Source organism: Chitinophaga sp., assembly GCF_039596135.1.
In the GTDB taxonomy this organism is placed as follows: domain Bacteria; phylum Bacteroidota; class Bacteroidia; order Chitinophagales; family Chitinophagaceae; genus Chitinophaga.
In genome coordinates, this window is record NZ_JBCNKH010000001.1 from 226,612 (window position 1) to 245,110 (window position 18,499).

Below are 18,499 nucleotides of genomic sequence, written 5' to 3' on the forward strand. Positions count from 1 at the left end.
GGGTGTCTTGTCTAAATACTCACTGTTTTGTAATTTCCCTCCATGTTTTTACTTATACCGGGTAGACATCACCTATTGTCCGACTTTCAGTTCAAATACCTGCACAGATTATTGCAAAACCAACTGGAAGGCGAACAGGATGTTCAGGGTCAACCCATGCCAGCTTCAGCTATCACAGCGGTTATCTTTGCCGTTACTTCCGCCAATCACCTGGGTACCAAGCGTAACCCGGTTCCATTCTATCTCCGCTCCATGATCATCCAGGAATTTTCCAGCTACCTGGACATCCCTGTGTTTGTATATGGAATAGACGATGTGGGCGAGATCAATGACTTTGCAGGCTATACACTCAAAAGCATCCGTCATAGCAGCGAAGGATTGCACCAACTCACCCCGGAAAACACCGTGGTCATTTGCAGTACAGCCGTGAAGGATATGTACACTTCCCTTGGCTACAAAGTACTGCCAGCGGAACTGGATATCACCACCGGCAACCTGGAACATCCGCTGCCCTGGGACATTGTTCGCCTCATTGCCCAATCTCCGGACTGGCAAAAGGATAAAACGGTATTAGATCTCATCCATCCCGCCTCTTTCAAAATCTGGAAGCAGTACAAAATAGGAGAGAAGGTGCAGCACATTCTTAAAGACCCTATTATCGGGGCCGATGGCGACCTGACCGCTACCCGCGATTACAATGCCTATGTAAAACAAATGGACGAAATAGCTGCCCTGAAATACCAGGAAACAGCGCCGTATATACAACCCGGAAACATCGGTGACATTGGTTGTGCCGCCGGGTCATGGATCAAAATGGGATGCGAAGACGATCGCCTGCATGAATGCGATTTCTATGGCATAGAAGTGTCGCGCCACCTTTTTGAAATATGCTACCAGCGTAAGCACAATGGCGATTTCGCAAATCCGTCTGTATTCTTTTCCCAGAAAAATGCAGTGACCAGCCTCGTATTCGACGCCAGCAGCATGAATACCATTCACACCTCTTCGCTCACCCACGAAATTGCCTCTTATGGCAGTGAGCAGGATCTGCGTGAGTTCATTGCCAACCGTTACCAGGAACTGGCTCCCGGCGGTGTATGGATCAACAGGGATGTGGTAGGACCTGAGAACAAAGAAGAGATCGTGTTGCTCTGGCTGGATCACACTGATGGTGAAAACAAACTTCCCCCACAGGGCATCACTGACAACCAGGAACTGGCAGCCGCCCTGGAAAAACTCTCTACCCGTGCCAGGTTCATTCGCTTTGCCCAGGATTTCCGCCACCAGGAGGGCTATAAACTGGCCTACGAATGGGTCACAATCGGCGGGCAAACCTATTGCCGACTGCGCATGCAGGATGCCTGTGAATTCCTTTTCACAAAAGATTATACTGACAACTGGTTGAGTGAAATGCACGAAACCTTCTGTTTCTGGAGCTTCGCCGACTGGCAAAAGGAACTGGAAAGTGCTGGCTTCAGGGTAGATAGGTTGTCTAAGCCATACAGGAATGAATGGATTGTAGAAAACAGGCTGGAAGGCAGGACAAAACTTTTCCGGCAGGAAGAAGATCACCTACAAGAAATACCATTTCCCGTATCACACATGCTCCTCTTAGCAAGAAAATAATTCAGCCGGCCGCAGGCCCAACCGCCGCCCGCGAAAAAATCGCTTTCGCCTACGGCGAAAGCGATTTTTTCGCAATAAAAAACAAAAAGGCCGGAGTACGACTACTCCGGCCACTTCTTAAACCTACAACTGTTACACTGTGTTTGTAACGTATCTTAAATATCTTTTAAACTAATTCAATGAAGCCTCTTCAATCTCCGCTGCATAAGGCGCCACCAATCTCTGCCTGATCAATCGCTTAGCAGAAGGCTTATTCCATCCAAACCTGTCCATAAACCCATCCACAATCTTGTATACCACCGGTACCACAATCAGCGTCAGGAACATAGAACTGATCAGACCACCAATGATCACCCACGCCAAACCATTCTTAGTCGCAGATACACCGCCCGTTGCCAACGCGATCGGCAACATACCAATCACCATCGCAATCGTCGTCATCAGGATCGGACGCAGACGGGCATTGTTCGCATGAATCAGTGCTTCGTTCGTACTCTGTCCCTGCTCTTTCATCTGGTTCGTAAAGTCGACCAGGATGATCGCATTCTTTGCCACCAGACCAATCAACATGATCATACCCAGGATGGTAAAAATGTTCAGCGTATTATTCGTCAGCGCCAGTGCCAGCAAGGCCCCGATAATCGCCAGCGGAATAGAGAACAATACCACGAAAGGATAAATGTAGTTGTCATACAGCGCCACCATGATCAGGTACACCATCACAATAGAAATCAGCAATGCTGCACCCATTGTTCCAAATGAATCTCCCTGGTTCTCCGCATCACCAGCCCACAGGTAACTTACACCCACTGGCTTACGCAGTGGCTCAATCTTCGCTGCAAACGTTGCCTGCACTGTACCTGATGGTACACCTATCACCTGAGATTTTACAGATACTGATGTATTTTTATCCCTTCTCTCCAGCTGACTTGGGCCGGAACCTTCAGAAATAGTGGCAAACTGCGATAACTTGATCAGCTGTCCTTTATTATTTACAAACTGAATGTTTGATACATCATTCAGATTCTTTCTGTCAAAATCATCAAAGCGGATGTTGATATCATACTCATAATCTCCCTGCCTGAACTTAATCTTACTATCATCCGCCGTACCGCTGAAAGCAGTCTGCATAGTACCACCCACATTTTCCAGCGTCAACCCCAATGCTGACATCTTATCGCGGTCTACCGCTACATTGATTTCAGGGTTACCTTCTTCTACAGAGAGCTTCACATCGCTGGTACCATCGATGGTTTTCAACACAGCCATTGCCTCTTTTGCAAACACCATGGCACTATCCAGCTCTGAACCCATTACCACCAGCTCAATCGGCGCCGCTTCTGCAGTACCCAGGATGCTCACATCCATGGTTTTTACTTTCACACCCGGTAGTACCTTACGTAACTCCACTTTCATTTTTGCCGCATAGATATCTGCACTCTCCGCACGCTTATCAGCATCTACCATCATCACGGTGATCTCTGATTTATAGGCGGTAGACTGAGAAGTACCAAAACCATCCTCACTGGTCTGACCTACTGTTGTAATCAAACGGGTCACTTCTTTCTGTTTGGAGAGTAAGGCTTCTGCCTTGCGGGTAGCCTGGTTACTCTGTTCTACAGATGCATCTTTTGGCATTTCCAACACCACGATAAACTGTCCGCGGTCACCTTTGGGTATAAACTCACCCCCGATATAACCTTTACCTACCAGCATGAAGGAAGCTATCAACAACACAATTGCAGCCAGGATCGTCCAGCGCTTATGCGTCAGCGCCCATTTCAATATACCTGTCATCCACGCTGTAAAATTTGCCAGCTGACCTTCAAACCACAGGATGAATTTTTCAAACCAGTTCTTACCAGTAATATGTTCCAGCTTACCAAAGCGGGAAGATAGCAACGGTACGATCATGAAGGATGATAATAAACTCAACATCGTAGAGATCATCACCACCACGCAGAACTGGCGTACAATCTGTGATACCATTTCATTCGTGAGCGAGATCGGCAGGAACACCACCACGATTACCAGGGTAATGGAGGTAACGGTAAACCCAATTTCTTTCACTCCATCAAATGCAGCTCTTACCCTGTTTTTACCCATCTCCATGTGACGGTAAATATTTTCAAGTACCACAATCGCATCATCCACCAGGATACCTACCACCAGCGATAAACCCAGCAGTGACATCAGGTTCAGGGAAAAGTCCATCAGTTTCATACCGATGAAGGTGGCTATCAGGGAAGCAGGAATGGAGATCATCACGAAGATGGCACTCCGGATGCTGTGCAGGAACAACAGCATCACCGCAGCCACCAGCAGGATCGCGATCATCAGGTCATGAATCACAGAGTCGGCAGATTCCAGTGTAAAGTCAGAAGAGTCGTTCGCAATAAAGATCTTCAGGTGATAAGGTGCATAATCCTTTTCGATACCGGCAATTGCTTTTTTCATCTCTTCACTCACCGTTACTGCATTCGCATCAGATTGCTTCTGCACCATCAAAGCTATCGCACTGGAACCATCCACACGTGCAATGCGGTCTACATCTTTCTGTGCATCCTGTACATCGGCCACATCTTTCAACCGGATCTGTGTACCATCATCAGTTGTAGTCAGTACGAGGTTACGCAGCTGATCTACATTTTTATATTTACCTGCCAGGCGGATCAGGATCTGCTGATCCAGCGTCTTTACTTTACCGGTAGGGAAGTCGAGGTTCGCATTCGTCACTACAGAACGTACAGTATTGATAGACATCTTATAAGCTTCCAGCTTATGAGGATCTACGTTGATCTGTATTTCTCTCTCCTGACCACCGATCAGTGATACCTGTGCCACACCACCCAGGCGGGAGAGTAATGGCTGGATCTTTTTATCTACCAGGTCGTAGAACTGTTTGCTATCCATATCAGCGGTAGCAGACAAGGTCATAATTGGCAGGTCATCGAGAGAGAACTTAGACAGTGACGGCGTTTTTGCATCAGAAGGCAAATCAGACAGGATCGCATTCACTTTACGCTGAGCATCCTGCAGCGCAATGTCCACATTCGCATCATTACTCAACTGTACAGTTACGGTAGATAAACTTTCATTGGATTTGGAAATGATCTTCTTGATCTTTTCCATAGAGGCCACCGCATCCTCAATTTTCTTGGTGATGGTGCTTTCCACCTCCTTAGGCGAAGCACCGGGATATACGGTAGCAATCGTTACCACCGGTTGACTAAACTTAGGCAACAACTCGTAGTTGAGTGACTGATAACTCATCACCCCCAGCAAGGTAAGGATGGTGAATACCACGACTACGATAGTAGGTCGCTTGATGGATATTTCTGTAATCTTCATTGTTTTCTTTTTTTACCCGGAATGTCCTGATTATCCTTTCGCCTGTTGTTGCACGGTTACCTTAGCACCATCTGTCAGGTTGATCTGACCGGCAGTGATCACCGTTTCACCTTCATTCAGTCCTTCCCTTATTTCTACCTTTTCGCCGAAAATGCGGCCTGCTACTACTTTGCGCAGTTTGGCAGTATTGTTATCCAGTACGTATACCTGGTTGCTGTTCACACCACCAACAAAGGAGGTACGTGGAACCAGGATCATTGGCTCTACATTTTTGATATCGAAATGAGCGGTACCATACATACCGGCACGCAGTTGCTTACCGCTGATGTTGGTCACTTCCATTTCTACAGGATAGTTCAGGGTATTATCACCTTTGGCAGCAATGAAGGTGATTTTACCTTCATAGTTTACTTCAGGGAAAACATTGGTCGTTACCTTTACTTTATCGCCTTCTTTCAGGGAGACTACCTGGATTTCCGGTACAGATACAGCCAGTTTCAGGCGGCTTACATCCACGATGTCGAACAGTTTGTTGCCAACGGAGAGGTAAGCACCCTGTTCTATATATTTCTTATTGATGATACCGGAGATCGGTGCTTTGATATAAGTATCGCTTACACGGCGGGTAGCAGCAGTGTAGCGGGTTTGTGCCAGTTCGTATTGCAGGGTGGCATCGTCCACCTGTTTCTTTGTCACACCACCGGTTTTGAAGGCAGCTTCATATCTTTCTTTATCTACCCGTAGTTGTTCCAGGTTCACTTTGGCTGATTGCAGATCCGTACCCAGAATTTCGCCATCTACATAGGCAAGTACCTGCCCTTGTTTCACCACGCTACCTTCGTCTACCAGCAGTTTGGTAATACGGCCGGAAGTTTCCGCCAGGTACTCCAGCTCACGTACCGGATCAAAGTTCCCGTTTGCGAGGAAACCCTGTGAAAAATCTTCTTTGCTCACCTTTTCAGTCAGTACTGGTATCTCGCCGGAGTTGCTTTCTTTTACAAAATTGGTTTTGGCTTCGTTGGCTTTTTTATTGGCACCCAGTTTCCACATGATCAATATCACAGCGGCGATGGTCACTAAGGTCCAGATAATAATTTTTTTCATATAGTTCCAGTATACGGTTTTAAAGAAGGTGATTGTGTTAGTTCAACAGGGATTTAAGATTCCCGTTGGATTTGATAATGTCCAGTTCAGCCAGTTTATATTGCAACAATGCTTCGTTGTAGTTATTCTGAGCTTCTGTCAGGGATGTTTCTGAATCCAGCAGATCTGTAAGGCTGGCCAGACCCAGGTTGTAGTTGTTCTGGGTAGAGGTGTATACCTCATTCGCCAGTTCCACGTTTTCCTTTTGTGCACGGATGGTGCTCAGGTTGTTCTGGGCCTGCAGTTTAGCATTTTCAAACTGTGTGTTCAGGGCCAGTGCAGTTTCTTCTTTCTGCTTGCTCAGCTCTTTCAGTGTCACATTTGCCTGGCTTACCCTTGAGCGGCGTGCAAAACCATCGAAGATGGGCACCTTCAGGGTGAGGCTTACAGAAGCCATATCGTACCAGCTGGCAGTAGAGCCACCTGATTTGGATTTTAGAAAGTCGAACTTATTGCTGATACCATTGTAAGAATAGTTGCCGCCCAACTGCAGGGTAGGGTAGAACTGCGCGATGTACGCTTTCTTCTGATAGTTTTGCAGTTCCTCCTGCTTGGTCAGCAGTTTATATTCAATCCTGTTGTCCAGGGATACGGTTCCGAAATCGGCAGCAGTCGCTGTTTTGCTTTCGATTTCCTTGAAAGAGGTCGCAGGCAGTTCCAGCGCAGTACTCATAGACATACCCATTTGCATTTTCAGCTGGTTGGCCTGGATCAGGAATTGGTTTTGCGCATTCACGCGCTGAGTTTTATAGTTGGTGAGGTTTACACGCATTCTGTCCAGGTCTATCTTGCGGGCAAGGCCGTTTTCCACCTGGGTAGCAGTAGTGTTTACCAGTTGTTGCAGTTTGTCAATATTTGCATCCAGTACAGTGGTTTTTTCACGGCTTACCAGTGCTGCATAGTAAAGGCTGGTCACGTTGTAGATCACGGTTTCTTCACTCTGCGCGGTTTGCATACGGTAATATTCTTCCCCTGCTTTCGCGGCTTTGAGGCCGGTGAATACTGACTGGTTGTACACTTCCTGTGTTACAGAGCCGGAAGCTGCCAGATTGTGGGTCACACCTGCAGTGAGCAGTACGGTTTTGCCTGGCTCGCCAATGAGTTCACCGGGGACAGGCAGTACCTGTTTCTTGATGTTGTTGGTATAACTTCCGGTGGCATTGACTTGCGGCAGTGCCTGACCTCTTACTTCACTGGTCTTGAACCTCCCCATATCTTCTTCAAGCCTGGTGCGGGCCAGGGCCTGATTGTTGGCGAGGGCATATTTCAGGCATTCCTGTAAAGTCAGTGCAGATTGCGCATAGGAAGCCCTGATCCCCGCCAGGAGGACAAGTGTTAACATGATTTTTTTCATCCGTATGTTCCTTTGAATTACTTTTTTAGGTAGCAGATTCGGTTTTAATGAATGATGCCGGTTGTAGATGCTTCGTTTATATTTAAATATTGTGCTGCCTGTTTTCTTCCTTCCAGGGTAGCTACCCCCAGAATAAAATGTTTCGTCAGCTGTTCCAGTACCTCATGCATATCGAACTGCATGACCGGGTACTGTTCAGGATCGAATACGGTTTCGAGCTGTAGCTGCCGCATACGGCTTATGATATTCATATTCAGATCGCTTCTGTACACCCCTTCTTCAATGCCACGCTGTAAATTTTCTGTGATTCCCTGCAGTACACAATCCTTCTTAAATTCTTCGATGCGCTTCCAGATAGCCGGATGGTATTTTTGTATTTCGTACAGCATGACGGGGTTGATTGTTTTGCCCATCATCTCCATGTATTCCACTTCTCTGATCAGCTGTTCAATGGCATTGGCAGATTGCTGGCGAAAGTTCTGGAAATGTTCGATGTGACTGTTCAGTACGAATTTCATGCCTTCCAGCACCAGGTCTTCCTTGTCTTCGAAATGCTCGTATACCGTCTTTTTGGATACGCCGGTTTCTTTTGAAATGTCAAACATCGTTACGCTTTTGATGCCGTATAGCCGGAACATCCTTAGCGCCGTCTCCATGATCCTTTCTTTTACGCCCATGTTATGCTCATTGCTTTATGCCTTTAACAAATATCTCGGTGAGTAACCGCTGTTTATCTATAATTTTTTCTACTTCTTCCGGATCCATATCATATTTAGGACTGACGCAATCTATTACAGAAAAGCGCAATCCCTCCATTGCCTGGCTATACAAGGCTGCTATGCCACTGATATTGTCTATTTTAAACTCGCCTGCTGCTACCCCTTTTTCCATGATGCGGGTCATCATGGCCAGTTCTCTTTCTTTTATGATAGTCATGGCACGAATGGTCTCTGCACTATTATCATTCAGGATCTTGAACATTTCCAGGCGACAGTATTTGAGTACAAACTGGCGTTTTATTTCGAGGAGGTTCAGGAGAATGCTGGTGGCAGGCAGGTCTTTCTCCGCCTCTGCTTCCTGCTCTGATATGAAATACTCCCCGATCTTTTCGAGCACGGCAAAATGCAGGCTCTTTTTGTCGGAAAAATAATAATATAACGAAGCCTTTGAACAATGCAGATCGTCCGCAATCTCATTCATGGTAGTCTTGGAAGCAGTGTAATTAGAGAATCTCTTTAACGCTGCATCCAGGATCTTATCCCGCATTTCATCCTTGGTTTCTGCGATCATTAACTTTTTGACTTTTTTAGTTTCGAAGTCAAAAGTAGAAAAGTTTACGCAAATAGAGAAGAAATGGTGTCTTTTAACAATTGATTAACTTTTCGAACTAAAAAGTCAAAAAGTTAGACCAGGGGTTATTCAACTACAATTCAACTAGTTATATGTATCATAATATGTAATTGTTACAGGAAGACAGTTTATCAGGAGAATTTCTGGTTTAGCCGACACATTTCGACTATACATCTCAATAAATGAGATTTGTGCGCTTAAGGCATTCCTTTTGCCTTACATCAGGCAAATCGATCTATATGAAAAAGTTAATGTTCCTTTTAGTAGCAGTGATAGGTTTCACTGTAGCCAGTAAAGCCCAGGTAAATGTTTCTATCAATATTGGTGCACAGCCGGCATGGGGTCCTACCGGTTATGACCACGTAGATTATTATTACCTGCCAGACATTGATTGTTATTATGATGTACCAAACAAGGTATATGTATATCCTAATGGCAACAGTTGGGTAAGAGCGAAAACCTTACCTGCCCGGTACCGCAATGTGGATCTGTATACTGCGCACAAGGTAGTGATCAATGGCGATAACAGACCTTATCAGAATGCTGCCAGATACCGCCAGGAATATGGTGGGTTCAAGGGTAAACACGACCAGACACCGATCCGTGACAGCAAGGAAGAAAAATATTTCGAGAGCAAGGGACATCCTCAGCACGCACAGTGGAAGAAGGATCATGGTAAGAAAGGGAATAACAACCGTAACGACAGAGACGACCGCCCAGGTCCCGATCGCCACTAAGGCTGCCTTTTATCCCCCTAAAAACAAAAGCTTCTGCCATAAGGCAGAAGCTTTTGTTTTATAAAGAAATATTATAAAGAAAGGCCGTCCCGCTGGGGTGCAGGACGGCCTTTTAATTTGTAATGCTTGCCATACAAAATATCTTCTAAAAACTTAGCTCAGTTTCTCGAGCGCTGCTTTCAGGGTAGCCAGCATAGCTGGAATTTCTTCTTTTACACAGGTACCTACGCTCAGGCGATACCAGGGTGACTGCTTGCTTGCACCGAATGCATAGAAAGGAACCAGGCCCAGTTTCGCTTCGTTCAGCAGGTAAGATGTTACAGCAGCCTGATCTTCCAGTACTTTACCATCAGCTGTTTTCTTGCCTTTCAGATCGATCTTCAGGGTCAGGTAAATAGCAGCCTGAGGAGCAATTGCTTCTACAGAATGACCCGCTTTTTTCAGCGCATCGAAACCTTCATAGATCTTTTCCAGCCTTTCTTCAACTTCAGCCTTGAAGCTCTTGAGGTAAGTGTTCACTTCATCTTTACGACGCAGGTAGCGGGCAGCAGCATTCTGTTCTGCCATAGGGCTCCATGCACCTACGTGAGACAGGATGGCTTTCATCTTGCCAATTACGTGTGCAGGTCCCAGTGCCCAGCCCACTCTTACACCGGTAGCGGCAAAAGCTTTACTCATACCATCTATGAAGATAGTGTAGTCTCTCAGTTCAGGACGCAGCCCAATAGGAGTGTGGTGGTGAGTCTGACCGAAAGTGAGTACCCAGTACATCTGGTCAAACAGTATGTACAGTGGTTTCTCGTCAGCGCCACGGCTCTTGTTTTCAGCAATGACCAGGTCGCAGATTTCTTCCAGCTGCTGCTTGCCAAAAGCGGTACCGGTTGGGTTCTGCGGAGAGCAGAGCGCCAGCAGGGTAGCACCTTTCAGCAAAGGTTTCAGTTCAGCTGCTGTTGGCATGAAGTCATTTTCCGGCTTGGTTTCCAGTACTACGTGTTCAGCCTCCAGGAAGTGAGTATAGTGATTATTGTTCCAGGATGGAGTAGCATAAACTACCTTTTCACCCCGGTCCAGGATTGTTCTAAAAGTGGCATAAATGATAGGACGACCTCCACAGGAAATCACGATCTCTTTGGTCGGATCGTAGGTCAGCTGCTCATGTTCGGCAATGAACTCGCTTACTGCCTTTCTTAGTTCCAGGATACCATCTGCTGGTGGGTAGTTAGTTAATCCTTCCTTGTAGGCAGCAATAATCTCTTGCTCAAACTCAGCCGGAATGGGGAATACTTTGGGGTCAAAATCCCCAATCGTAAAATTGTAGATTTTCTCACCCTTGGCCTGCTTCTCCTTTATCTCACCGGCCAGCTTAATAATTTCAGACCCGATCAACGTTTCGGCTAAATGAGACAGTTTCATAACCCAAAAGATTTTTTAGTGTTTAATAGATTTTTTGCGCCCGCAAAGCTAACGGATATGCAACTCATTTAAAACAAATGCCGGATTTTTTCATAACATTCCAAATTAGGTCCATTATTTTTAATTTAATTCAATAAAACAACCATTTTACCGCATGTTATCTAACATAACATTTTGTTATAATGTAGCATGGTTTATAGAAGAGTACACATTGACATAGGTCTTTTCCACATACCCATGCAGGTTTCATGTGGAAAAAAGCTATAGAATGCTTGATTCTAACGCTGTTCGTAGATTGACAATTCTTTCTATCTTTGTTTGCTCAGGTTGTATAACCTCACCGCCTTCACAGCGGCAATTCCTTAGTAAGCATAATAACAACATATCAACATGAAGTTTATCGTTTCTTCCTCTACTTTATTAAAACAATTGCAGCAGATCAGCGGGGTTATCAACTCCAATACGGTATTGCCTATATTGGAAGATTTCCTTTTCATCATTGACAGGAACGAACTAACAGTAGTTGCTACAGACCTGGAGACTGTTATGAAAGTGAAGCTGGAGGTAGAAGCCAAGGAAACCGGCCGTATCTGTATTCCGGCCAAAATCCTGATGGACTCCCTGAAAAATCTGCCTGATCAGCCACTGACTTTCCACATTGACCTGAACTCTTACGCGGTTGAAATCACATCCGACAATGGTAAGTACAAGGTGATGGGCGAAAATCCGGAAAACTTCCCGAAAGAGCCGGCAGCAGATGATACTACCTCCTTTACACTGACCTCTACCGCACTGGTAACAGCGATCAACAAAACCCTGTTTGCCGTGAGTAACGATGACCTGCGCCCTGCTATGACAGGTGTGTTCTTCGAACTGACGCCAACCAGCCTCACTTTTGTAGCTACCGATGCTCACCGCCTGGTGAAATATGTAAGAACTGGCGTGGAATGCCCTAAAGCAGAGACCTTCATCGTGCCTAAAAAGCCTTTGAACCTGCTGAAATCAGCCCTGCCAGACAATGATAGCGAAATCAAGATCGCTTATAGCCAGAATCACTTCTTTGTAACACACGATGGTGCACAGATGATCTGTCGCCTGATCGATGCCCGTTTCCCCGATTACAAAGTGGTTATTCCAAAGGATAATCCTTATCGCCTTACCCTGGTGAAAAGTGATTTCCAGAACGCACTGAAACGTGTAAGTGTATTTGCAAACAAGAGCACTAACCAGGTAGCCCTGAGCATTACCGGTAGTGAACTGCAACTCTCTGCGCAGGATGTGGATTTCTCTTTCGAAGGTAATGAGCGCATGAGCTGCTCCTACACCGGCGATGATATGCAGATTGCTTTCAATGCGAAGTTCCTCATTGAAATGCTGAACGCTGCAGAAGGTGATGAAATTACAATCGAGCTGTCTACACCAACCAAAGCAGGTATCCTGAAACCTTCTGAAAAAGAAGAAAATGAAGATCTGCTGATGCTGGTAATGCCGCTGATGCTAAATAACTAACTGTTTTTATTTCTTCCGGCTACCGCCGGAAGAAATAAAACAAATCGCGAAAAAGTCACTTCTGCCGAAGGCGGAAGTGACTTTTTCACTTGATGAATAATTTTCTTTTAATACATAACCCCATCACCCACATAAGTCTGCCTAAATTATTGTCCCACAGCCACTTTCAGCCTTTTTATTCCCCAAATATTTCGTAATTTAATATAGCCATTGACCCATAAATAAATTCCCGTATATGGAATCGTTCTTCAATAACATTCCTTCTTACTACCGCACCGCAATACTTGTGGGTGGCCTGGTCCTCCTCTGGCTCTTCGAAGGCGCTTTCCCCAGAATATATTTTAAATCCAACCGCTACCGCCACGCCGGCACCAACCTCTTCTTCACCCTTACCACCGCCGTCGTGAACTTTACCCTCGCCTTCCTGATCGTCAAAGCATGCACATTTACATCCAACAACCATTTTGGCCTTCTTTACCTTATACCGTTACCTAACTGGCTGCACGCCATTCTCGCCATCCTCATGATGGACCTGATCGGGGCTTACCTCGTTCACGTTATCCAGCACAAAATAGCCTGGATGTGGCACTTTCATAAAATCCACCACATCGACACCGCTGTAGATGCTACCACCGCCCTCCGGCACCATCCCATAGAAAGCATCTTCCGCGTCGTCGCGCTCTTTGTTGCTGTCATCACCATGGGTATTCCCATCTGGATGGTATTCCTGTACCAAACCATCTCTGTATTCATGTCCCAGTTCAACCATGCTAACATCCACCTTCCTAAATGGCTGGATAATGCCCTGAGCTGGATCATTGTATCACCAGACATGCATAAGGTACACCACAGCCATTTCCAACCGGAAACGGACACTAATTACGCTAATATATTTTCAATCTGGGACCGCCTCTTTGGCACGTTTAAGAAGGTAAATGATACCACTTCACTGAAGTATGGACTGGATGAATACCAGGACGAAAGGTATCAACAGATAGGGGCATTACTCAAAGCACCATTTGACAAACCTTTAAATCAATAAATATATGCAACAGCACACCACCTCTTCCACGTCCACTAAAGTTGCCTGCTTCATTTCCCTGTTCGCAGGCGTATCTTCCGCTGTATATGCATTCGTGGCAAGAAACCCCAAAACAGGTCTTGTCTTTGCTATTGCAGCCATCATCATGGGTGGACTGTCAGATATAAAAGCCCGTAAGAGTATTGACGATATGCAGGTCGCTACTGCCGGTATATTCATGGCCGTTGTAGCCCTCGCTGTCACCTTATGGCAAATGTATAGCTGATAAACTCCGGAGGGAGATTCGTGAACTTACTTACGTGACTTCACTTTTTTCCCTCCCTTTTCTTTCCTGTATTTTTCAAGATACCCCTCTGCGGCTTTCACAGGGAACAATACCAGCGAAGTATCTGTGAGATCCCTGATAATAGCAGTATCTATGGTTCTTGTACTATCCGATGATTTTACTCCTTCTGCATGATTCCACAATAACAACGTATCATGTTGTAACTTCCATTTTTCATACACCAGCGAATACATGTTGATCGCGATCGCTTTCCTGTTCTTCTTCAATTCCATACCCTGCCACTCATTATCCTTCCCGGTTACAGGCTGCAACCACTTACCAATCAGTTTTGCCGAGTCGATCACAATTGTATCGGCTATGACCGTAACCGTTGAGTCTTCTACAATCGCAGGCGTAGTATCCACAGCAGGCGCATATGCCGGCGTATCTACAACAGCCTCCTCCTTCGCAGATGTACGCGGCTGATGACAGGCAAATGAAAAGAAGGTGATCATACCCACCAGCAAAATGCTATTTTTCATATGCTCAAAGATATGGACTTTTTCCCCTACCTTTATGCTCACTTTAGGGGTGTTTTCCAGGCCATCATACCCGGAAAGCTGAGATGAGACCCTCAGGACCTGACGCAGCTCATACTGCCGTAGGGAAAAGTACCTTCACAGCCCATATTGCTGTAGGGAAAGTATCTGAATCCTCACATCTTCTACCATCCTTAAAGTTTATTGTTTCACCTTAATTCATGCATTCATGGAAGTGACTGTAAACAATAAACTTTATGCGGTGCAGCAGGGAACAACCATCGCTGCACTCTTACAGTTTATTCAATTACCATCTGACAAAGGACTGGCCGTTGCCATCAACAGGGAGGTAATCCCTAAGCCCGCATGGCCGCAACATGTGTTGCAAACCGCAGATAGTATTACTATCATCCGCGCTACACAGGGAGGTTAATTTTTCCATTCAAAAATTTATGTGCACTGCAGGGAATCCCCTCGCAGCAAGACTTCCCATTTCTTCACCTATCATTTTTGTTGTATGAAAATCGAAAACATTTCACGCAATCCACTACCCGCATCCAGGAAAATCTACATCAATGGCGTTGCCATGAGAGAGATAATGCTAACACCTACACGCCTGCATGGCAGTAAGGGAGAAACCACACCGAATGAACCTGTTATTGTATACGATACCAGTGGCCCCTATACCGATCCGGCTATTGAGATTGACGTACACAAAGGGCTGCCAAAACTACGCGCAGCATGGGCGCCGCAAAAAAATGCCACACAGCTTCACTATGCCCGCAAAGGCATCATCACCCCCGAAATGGAGTACATCGCCATCCGTGAAAACCAGGGCGCCGCACAACAACATATTACACCAGAATTCGTGAGGCAGGAAGTAGCCGCCGGCAGAGCCATCATCCCTGCCAATATTAATCACTTAGAATGTGAACCAATGATCATAGGACGCAACTTCCTCGTAAAAATCAATGCCAATATCGGCAACTCCGCCGTTACCTCCAGCATTGAAGAGGAAGTGGAAAAAGCAGTGTGGGCCTGCCGCTGGGGTGCTGATACCATCATGGACCTCAGCACCGGCAAAAACATTCATGAAACACGTGAATGGATCCTCCGCAATTCCCCCGTTCCTATCGGCACTGTTCCCATTTACCAGGCATTGGAAAAAGTAAATGGTAAAGCAGAAGACCTTACCTGGGAGATATTTCGTGACACCATTATCGAACAGGCAGAACAGGGTGTAGACTATTTCACCATTCACGCCGGTGTACTACTGCGCTACATTCCACTCACCGCCAATCGTATGACGGGCATCGTCTCCCGCGGCGGCTCCATCATGGCCAAATGGTGCCTGGCACATCACCAGGAAAACTTCCTGTACACCCACTTCGAAGAGATCTGCGAAATCATGAAAACCTATGATGTCTCTTTCTCATTAGGCGACGGTTTACGTCCCGGTAGTATTGCCGATGCGAATGATGCCGCACAATTCGCAGAACTGGAAACCCTGGGCGAACTCACTAAAATCGCCTGGAAACACGACGTACAGGTTATGATCGAAGGCCCCGGCCATGTGCCCATGCACCTGATCAAAGAAAACATGGACAAGCAGCTGGAACATTGCCACGAAGCACCTTTCTATACACTAGGCCCGTTGACGACTGATATTGCGCCTGGTTATGATCATATTACTTCCGCCATCGGCGCAGCCATGATTGGCTGGTTCGGCACAGCTATGCTCTGCTACGTTACCCCCAAAGAACACCTGGGGCTACCAAACAAAGAAGATGTACGACAAGGCGTAATTACCTACAAGATAGCCGCACATGCAGCCGATCTTGCCAAAGGCCATCCTGGTGCCCAACACAGGGACAATGCACTCAGCAAAGCCCGCTTTGAATTCCGCTGGGAAGACCAGTTTAATCTTGCCCTCGATCCGGACACAGCCAGGTCTTATCACGACGAAACCCTGCCTGCCGAAGGGGCTAAGGTGGCTCACTTCTGCTCCATGTGCGGACCACATTTCTGCTCCATGAAAATCACACAGGAAATAAGGGAAGCCGGCATGGCAGAAAAAGCAACGGCATTTCGCGAACAAGGCAGCACTATTTACTCATAATCTGACAGTTATATAATCGCGGTACAGTTTTGGGATATTTTAATCAAACACCATTACTTTGATACAGATCATCACACACACTGGCAAGATCAATCACGAAACAACGCTCTGGTCACAACTATTACAGGAAGGTGCAGACAGCATACTGGTACGTAAACCAGGCTGGGAAGAGGCGGATTATGAGATGCTGTTGCTCAGGGCCGATCCATCCTGTTATCCTCACCTCATCATAGCCGATCATCCAATTTTATGTGAGCGATATGGCCTGCTGGGGATACATTTTGGGGAGGCCATCAGGGGATCGGTATCGCAGGAAGAGCTGCTTCGGTTCCAACAGTTGGGTTGCATACTCAGTACGAGTATTCATAGTGTAATGACCCTGCCCCTGGTGAGTAATCTCTGGAATCAATTGTTGCTAAGTCCGGTGTTTGACAGTATTTCCAAAGCTGGATATAAATCCGCGTTTGATACCAACTTCCGGTTGAACAAAGATGGGTATACAGGCAATGTCATTGCGTTGGGTGGCATCAATCAGCATACTGCTGACAAAGCCCGGGCAATGCGATTTGATGGCATTGCACTGCATGGCGCCATCTGGCAACACCCGGAACGTGCATTACGGAACTTTATCAGTATCCGTGATGCATGGTCAGGTAATTCATTCAGCTCATCATGATTCCTATTCAGTACATTTCGCAACAGACAAACACCTGCTCACATATTGACAATATCCGGATGGCCTGTGCAGCAGGTTGTCAATGGATACAATTGCGCATGAAAAATGCGGATATTCCGACTCTTACAGCGACAGCAACGTTGGCAAAAGAAGTGTGTGACGCATATGGTGCCACACTTATCATCAACGATCATCCTGACATTGCAGCCATGGTGGACGCACACGGCACACACGTGGGTAAAGAAGATATGACAGTCGCAGCAGCGCGGCGTATAGTAGGCCCACATAAAATAGTAGGCGGCACAGCCAATACATTGGAAGATATTTTACGGCATGTGGCTGATGGCGCCGATTATGTAGGCCTGGGTCCTTATCGCTTTACAACCACCAAGCAAAACCTGAGTCCAATACTAGGGTTGGAAGGGATTCGTCGCATCCTGTCTCAATTGCCGGTCCGGATACCAGTTATAGCCATTGGCGGCATCATGCCCGAAGATGTTCCTGACTTGTTCAGTACAGGTATTCAGGGCATTGCCGTGAGCGGACTCATTACACATGCGCCCGATAAGCGACAGTTGTTATCTACACTTTATCAAACCATCACACATGCAGGCACTTCAAATAGCTGATCATACATTTAGTTCCCGGCTTTTTACGGGTACAGGAAAGTTTTCTTCTTTACAATTAATGGAACAGGCCCTGCTGGCTGCTGCAACGCAATTGGTGACTGTAGCGCTCAAGCGGGTAGACATCCATGATACCGGCGATAACATGCTTCGTCAGTTGCAGGCTTTTAAGCTGATGCCTAACACCTCAGGTGTGCGTACAGCCAGCGAAGCGGTATATGCTGCACAACTAGCCAGGGAAGCACTGGAAACAAACTGGGTCAAATTAGAAATACATCCTGATCCAAGATACCTGATGCCGGATCCAATTGAGACACTAAAAGCCGCAGAAGAACTGGTAAAACTGGGCTTTGTTGTTTTGCCTTACGTACATGCGGACCCAGTGTTGTGCAAACGCTTAGAACAGGTAGGCGTAGCGGCAGTCATGCCTTTGGGCGCTCCCATTGGCAGCAACAAAGGCTTGCGCACAGCAGATTTTCTTGAAATTATTATAGAGCAGAGTAATGTACCTGTCGTAGTAGATGCGGGCATTGGTAGCCCGTCAGATGCTGCAAAGGCGATGGAAATGGGGGCCGATGCCGTACTGGTTAATACAGCGATTGCAATAGCGCACGATCCGGTAGCAATGGCCCAGGCATTTGCAACGGCGGTGGTGGCAGGCAGACAGGCTTATGAAGCTGGACTGGCGCCGGTGTATAAGCAGGCAGTAGCTTCCAGTCCCCTTATTGGATTCTTAGATGAAGTATAAG

General features: G+C 46.4%; 17 protein-coding genes and 1 riboswitch. Of the genes, 10 read left to right on the forward strand and 7 right to left on the reverse strand.

Annotated features, from left to right (window positions below; genetic code table 11):
• The first annotated feature begins 42 nt into the window (after positions 1-42).
• Positions 43-1,626 (forward strand): transferase, encoded by a 1,584-nt coding sequence (locus ABDW16_RS00930; RefSeq protein WP_343667234.1) that lies wholly within the window; start codon positions 43-45, stop codon positions 1,624-1,626.
• 171 nt (positions 1,627-1,797) lie between these two features.
• Here ABDW16_RS00930 and ABDW16_RS00935 read toward each other — a convergent pair whose 3' ends face one another.
• Genes ABDW16_RS00935 through ABDW16_RS00955 form a run of 5 tightly spaced genes read right to left on the reverse strand, consistent with a single transcriptional unit; the run spans position 1,798 to position 8,764 of the window.
• Positions 1,798-4,977: an efflux RND transporter permease subunit gene (locus ABDW16_RS00935; RefSeq protein WP_343667235.1), complete on the reverse strand. Its 3,180-nt coding sequence runs from the start codon at positions 4,975-4,977 to the stop codon at positions 1,798-1,800.
• Positions 4,978-5,007: 30 nt separating this feature from the next.
• Complete coding sequence (locus ABDW16_RS00940; RefSeq protein WP_343667236.1) at positions 5,008-6,081, reverse strand: efflux RND transporter periplasmic adaptor subunit; 1,074 nt, start codon at positions 6,079-6,081, stop codon at positions 5,008-5,010.
• A gap of 37 nt (positions 6,082-6,118) precedes the next feature.
• Positions 6,119-7,462: a TolC family protein gene (locus ABDW16_RS00945; RefSeq protein WP_343667237.1), complete on the reverse strand. Its 1,344-nt coding sequence runs from the start codon at positions 7,460-7,462 to the stop codon at positions 6,119-6,121.
• A gap of 56 nt (positions 7,463-7,518) precedes the next feature.
• Positions 7,519-8,130 carry a TetR/AcrR family transcriptional regulator gene (locus tag ABDW16_RS00950; protein ID WP_343667238.1) on the reverse strand — a complete coding sequence of 204 codons (612 nt, stop codon included), beginning with the start codon at positions 8,128-8,130 and terminating at the stop codon, positions 7,519-7,521.
• A 28-nt stretch (positions 8,131-8,158) separates the two neighbouring features.
• Positions 8,159-8,764, reverse strand: a complete 606-nt coding sequence (locus ABDW16_RS00955; RefSeq protein ID WP_343667239.1) for a TetR/AcrR family transcriptional regulator — start codon at positions 8,762-8,764, stop codon at positions 8,159-8,161.
• Positions 8,765-9,063: 299 nt separating this feature from the next.
• On the opposite strand from ABDW16_RS00955, the gene ABDW16_RS00960 reads away from it, so the two are divergent.
• Positions 9,064-9,561 carry a hypothetical protein gene (locus tag ABDW16_RS00960; RefSeq protein WP_343667240.1) on the forward strand — a complete coding sequence of 166 codons (498 nt, stop codon included), beginning with the start codon at positions 9,064-9,066 and terminating at the stop codon, positions 9,559-9,561.
• A 153-nt stretch (positions 9,562-9,714) separates the two neighbouring features.
• On the opposite strand, the gene ABDW16_RS00965 is transcribed toward ABDW16_RS00960, so the two are convergent.
• Positions 9,715-10,974 (reverse strand): pyridoxal phosphate-dependent aminotransferase, encoded by a 1,260-nt coding sequence (locus ABDW16_RS00965; protein WP_343667241.1) that lies wholly within the window; start codon positions 10,972-10,974, stop codon positions 9,715-9,717.
• Between the two features lie 390 nt (positions 10,975-11,364).
• On the opposite strand from ABDW16_RS00965, the gene dnaN reads away from it, so the two are divergent.
• The 3 genes from dnaN (at position 11,365) to ABDW16_RS00980 (ending at position 13,790) form a co-directional block, all read left to right on the forward strand.
• Entirely contained in the window at positions 11,365-12,483 is a 1,119-nt protein-coding gene (gene dnaN, locus ABDW16_RS00970; RefSeq protein WP_343667242.1) for a DNA polymerase III subunit beta, read from the forward strand.
• A 235-nt stretch (positions 12,484-12,718) separates the two neighbouring features.
• The gene (locus ABDW16_RS00975) at positions 12,719-13,525 is read left to right on the forward strand and encodes a sterol desaturase family protein (protein WP_343667243.1); all 807 of its coding nucleotides are present in this window, start codon (positions 12,719-12,721) and stop codon (positions 13,523-13,525) included.
• 4 nt (positions 13,526-13,529) lie between these two features.
• The gene (locus tag ABDW16_RS00980) at positions 13,530-13,790 is read left to right on the forward strand and encodes a hypothetical protein (RefSeq protein ID WP_343667244.1); all 261 of its coding nucleotides are present in this window, start codon (positions 13,530-13,532) and stop codon (positions 13,788-13,790) included.
• Between the two features lie 26 nt (positions 13,791-13,816).
• On the opposite strand, the gene ABDW16_RS00985 is transcribed toward ABDW16_RS00980, so the two are convergent.
• Positions 13,817-14,332, reverse strand: coding sequence for a lipocalin family protein (locus ABDW16_RS00985; RefSeq protein WP_343667245.1), 516 nt, complete (start codon positions 14,330-14,332; stop codon positions 13,817-13,819).
• Positions 14,333-14,367: 35 nt separating this feature from the next.
• A riboswitch (TPP riboswitch) is annotated at positions 14,368-14,475 on the forward strand.
• Between the two features lie 83 nt (positions 14,476-14,558).
• Here ABDW16_RS00985 and thiS point away from each other — a divergent pair.
• The 5 genes from thiS (at position 14,559) to ABDW16_RS01010 (ending at position 18,498) form a co-directional block, all read left to right on the forward strand.
• On the forward strand, positions 14,559-14,762 hold the full coding sequence (gene thiS, locus ABDW16_RS00990; RefSeq protein WP_116852954.1) for a sulfur carrier protein ThiS: 204 nt from the start codon (positions 14,559-14,561) through the stop codon (positions 14,760-14,762).
• 84 nt (positions 14,763-14,846) lie between these two features.
• On the forward strand, positions 14,847-16,448 hold the full coding sequence (gene thiC / locus ABDW16_RS00995) for a phosphomethylpyrimidine synthase ThiC (RefSeq protein ID WP_343667246.1): 1,602 nt from the start codon (positions 14,847-14,849) through the stop codon (positions 16,446-16,448).
• Between the two features lie 58 nt (positions 16,449-16,506).
• Positions 16,507-17,124, forward strand: a complete 618-nt coding sequence (locus ABDW16_RS01000) for a thiamine phosphate synthase (RefSeq protein ID WP_343667247.1) — start codon at positions 16,507-16,509, stop codon at positions 17,122-17,124.
• Positions 17,121-17,753, forward strand: a complete 633-nt coding sequence (locus tag ABDW16_RS01005; RefSeq protein ID WP_343667248.1) for a thiamine phosphate synthase — start codon at positions 17,121-17,123, stop codon at positions 17,751-17,753. The genes ABDW16_RS01000 and ABDW16_RS01005 overlap by 4 nt, the downstream gene beginning before the upstream one ends.
• Positions 17,731-18,498, forward strand: coding sequence for a thiazole synthase (locus ABDW16_RS01010; RefSeq protein ID WP_343667249.1), 768 nt, complete (start codon positions 17,731-17,733; stop codon positions 18,496-18,498). Before ABDW16_RS01005 ends, ABDW16_RS01010 begins: the two co-directional genes overlap by 23 nt.
• Position 18,499 lies beyond the last annotated feature (1 nt).

Coding starts and splice junctions, on each gene's coding strand:
- ABDW16_RS00985 (WP_343667245.1), bottom strand. CDS start 14,332: ATGAAAAATAGCATTTTGCTGGTGGGTATGATCACCTTCTTTTCATTT.
- ABDW16_RS00955 (WP_343667239.1), bottom strand. CDS start 8,764: ATGATCGCAGAAACCAAGGATGAAATGCGGGATAAGATCCTGGATGCA.
- ABDW16_RS00940 (WP_343667236.1), bottom strand. CDS start 6,081: ATGAAAAAAATTATTATCTGGACCTTAGTGACCATCGCCGCTGTGATA.
- ABDW16_RS00965 (WP_343667241.1), bottom strand. CDS start 10,974: ATGAAACTGTCTCATTTAGCCGAAACGTTGATCGGGTCTGAAATTATT.
- ABDW16_RS00950 (WP_343667238.1), bottom strand. CDS start 8,130: ATGGAGACGGCGCTAAGGATGTTCCGGCTATACGGCATCAAAAGCGTA.
- ABDW16_RS00975 (WP_343667243.1), top strand. CDS start 12,719: ATGGAATCGTTCTTCAATAACATTCCTTCTTACTACCGCACCGCAATA.
- ABDW16_RS01005 (WP_343667248.1), top strand. CDS start 17,121: ATGATTCCTATTCAGTACATTTCGCAACAGACAAACACCTGCTCACAT.
- thiS (WP_116852954.1), top strand. CDS start 14,559: ATGGAAGTGACTGTAAACAATAAACTTTATGCGGTGCAGCAGGGAACA.
- ABDW16_RS00930 (WP_343667234.1), top strand. CDS start 43: ATGTTTTTACTTATACCGGGTAGACATCACCTATTGTCCGACTTTCAG.
- dnaN (WP_343667242.1), top strand. CDS start 11,365: ATGAAGTTTATCGTTTCTTCCTCTACTTTATTAAAACAATTGCAGCAG.
- ABDW16_RS00960 (WP_343667240.1), top strand. CDS start 9,064: ATGAAAAAGTTAATGTTCCTTTTAGTAGCAGTGATAGGTTTCACTGTA.
- ABDW16_RS00980 (WP_343667244.1), top strand. CDS start 13,530: ATGCAACAGCACACCACCTCTTCCACGTCCACTAAAGTTGCCTGCTTC.
- ABDW16_RS00935 (WP_343667235.1), bottom strand. CDS start 4,977: ATGAAGATTACAGAAATATCCATCAAGCGACCTACTATCGTAGTCGTG.
- ABDW16_RS01010 (WP_343667249.1), top strand. CDS start 17,731: ATGCAGGCACTTCAAATAGCTGATCATACATTTAGTTCCCGGCTTTTT.
- thiC (WP_343667246.1), top strand. CDS start 14,847: ATGAAAATCGAAAACATTTCACGCAATCCACTACCCGCATCCAGGAAA.
- ABDW16_RS00945 (WP_343667237.1), bottom strand. CDS start 7,462: ATGTTAACACTTGTCCTCCTGGCGGGGATCAGGGCTTCCTATGCGCAA.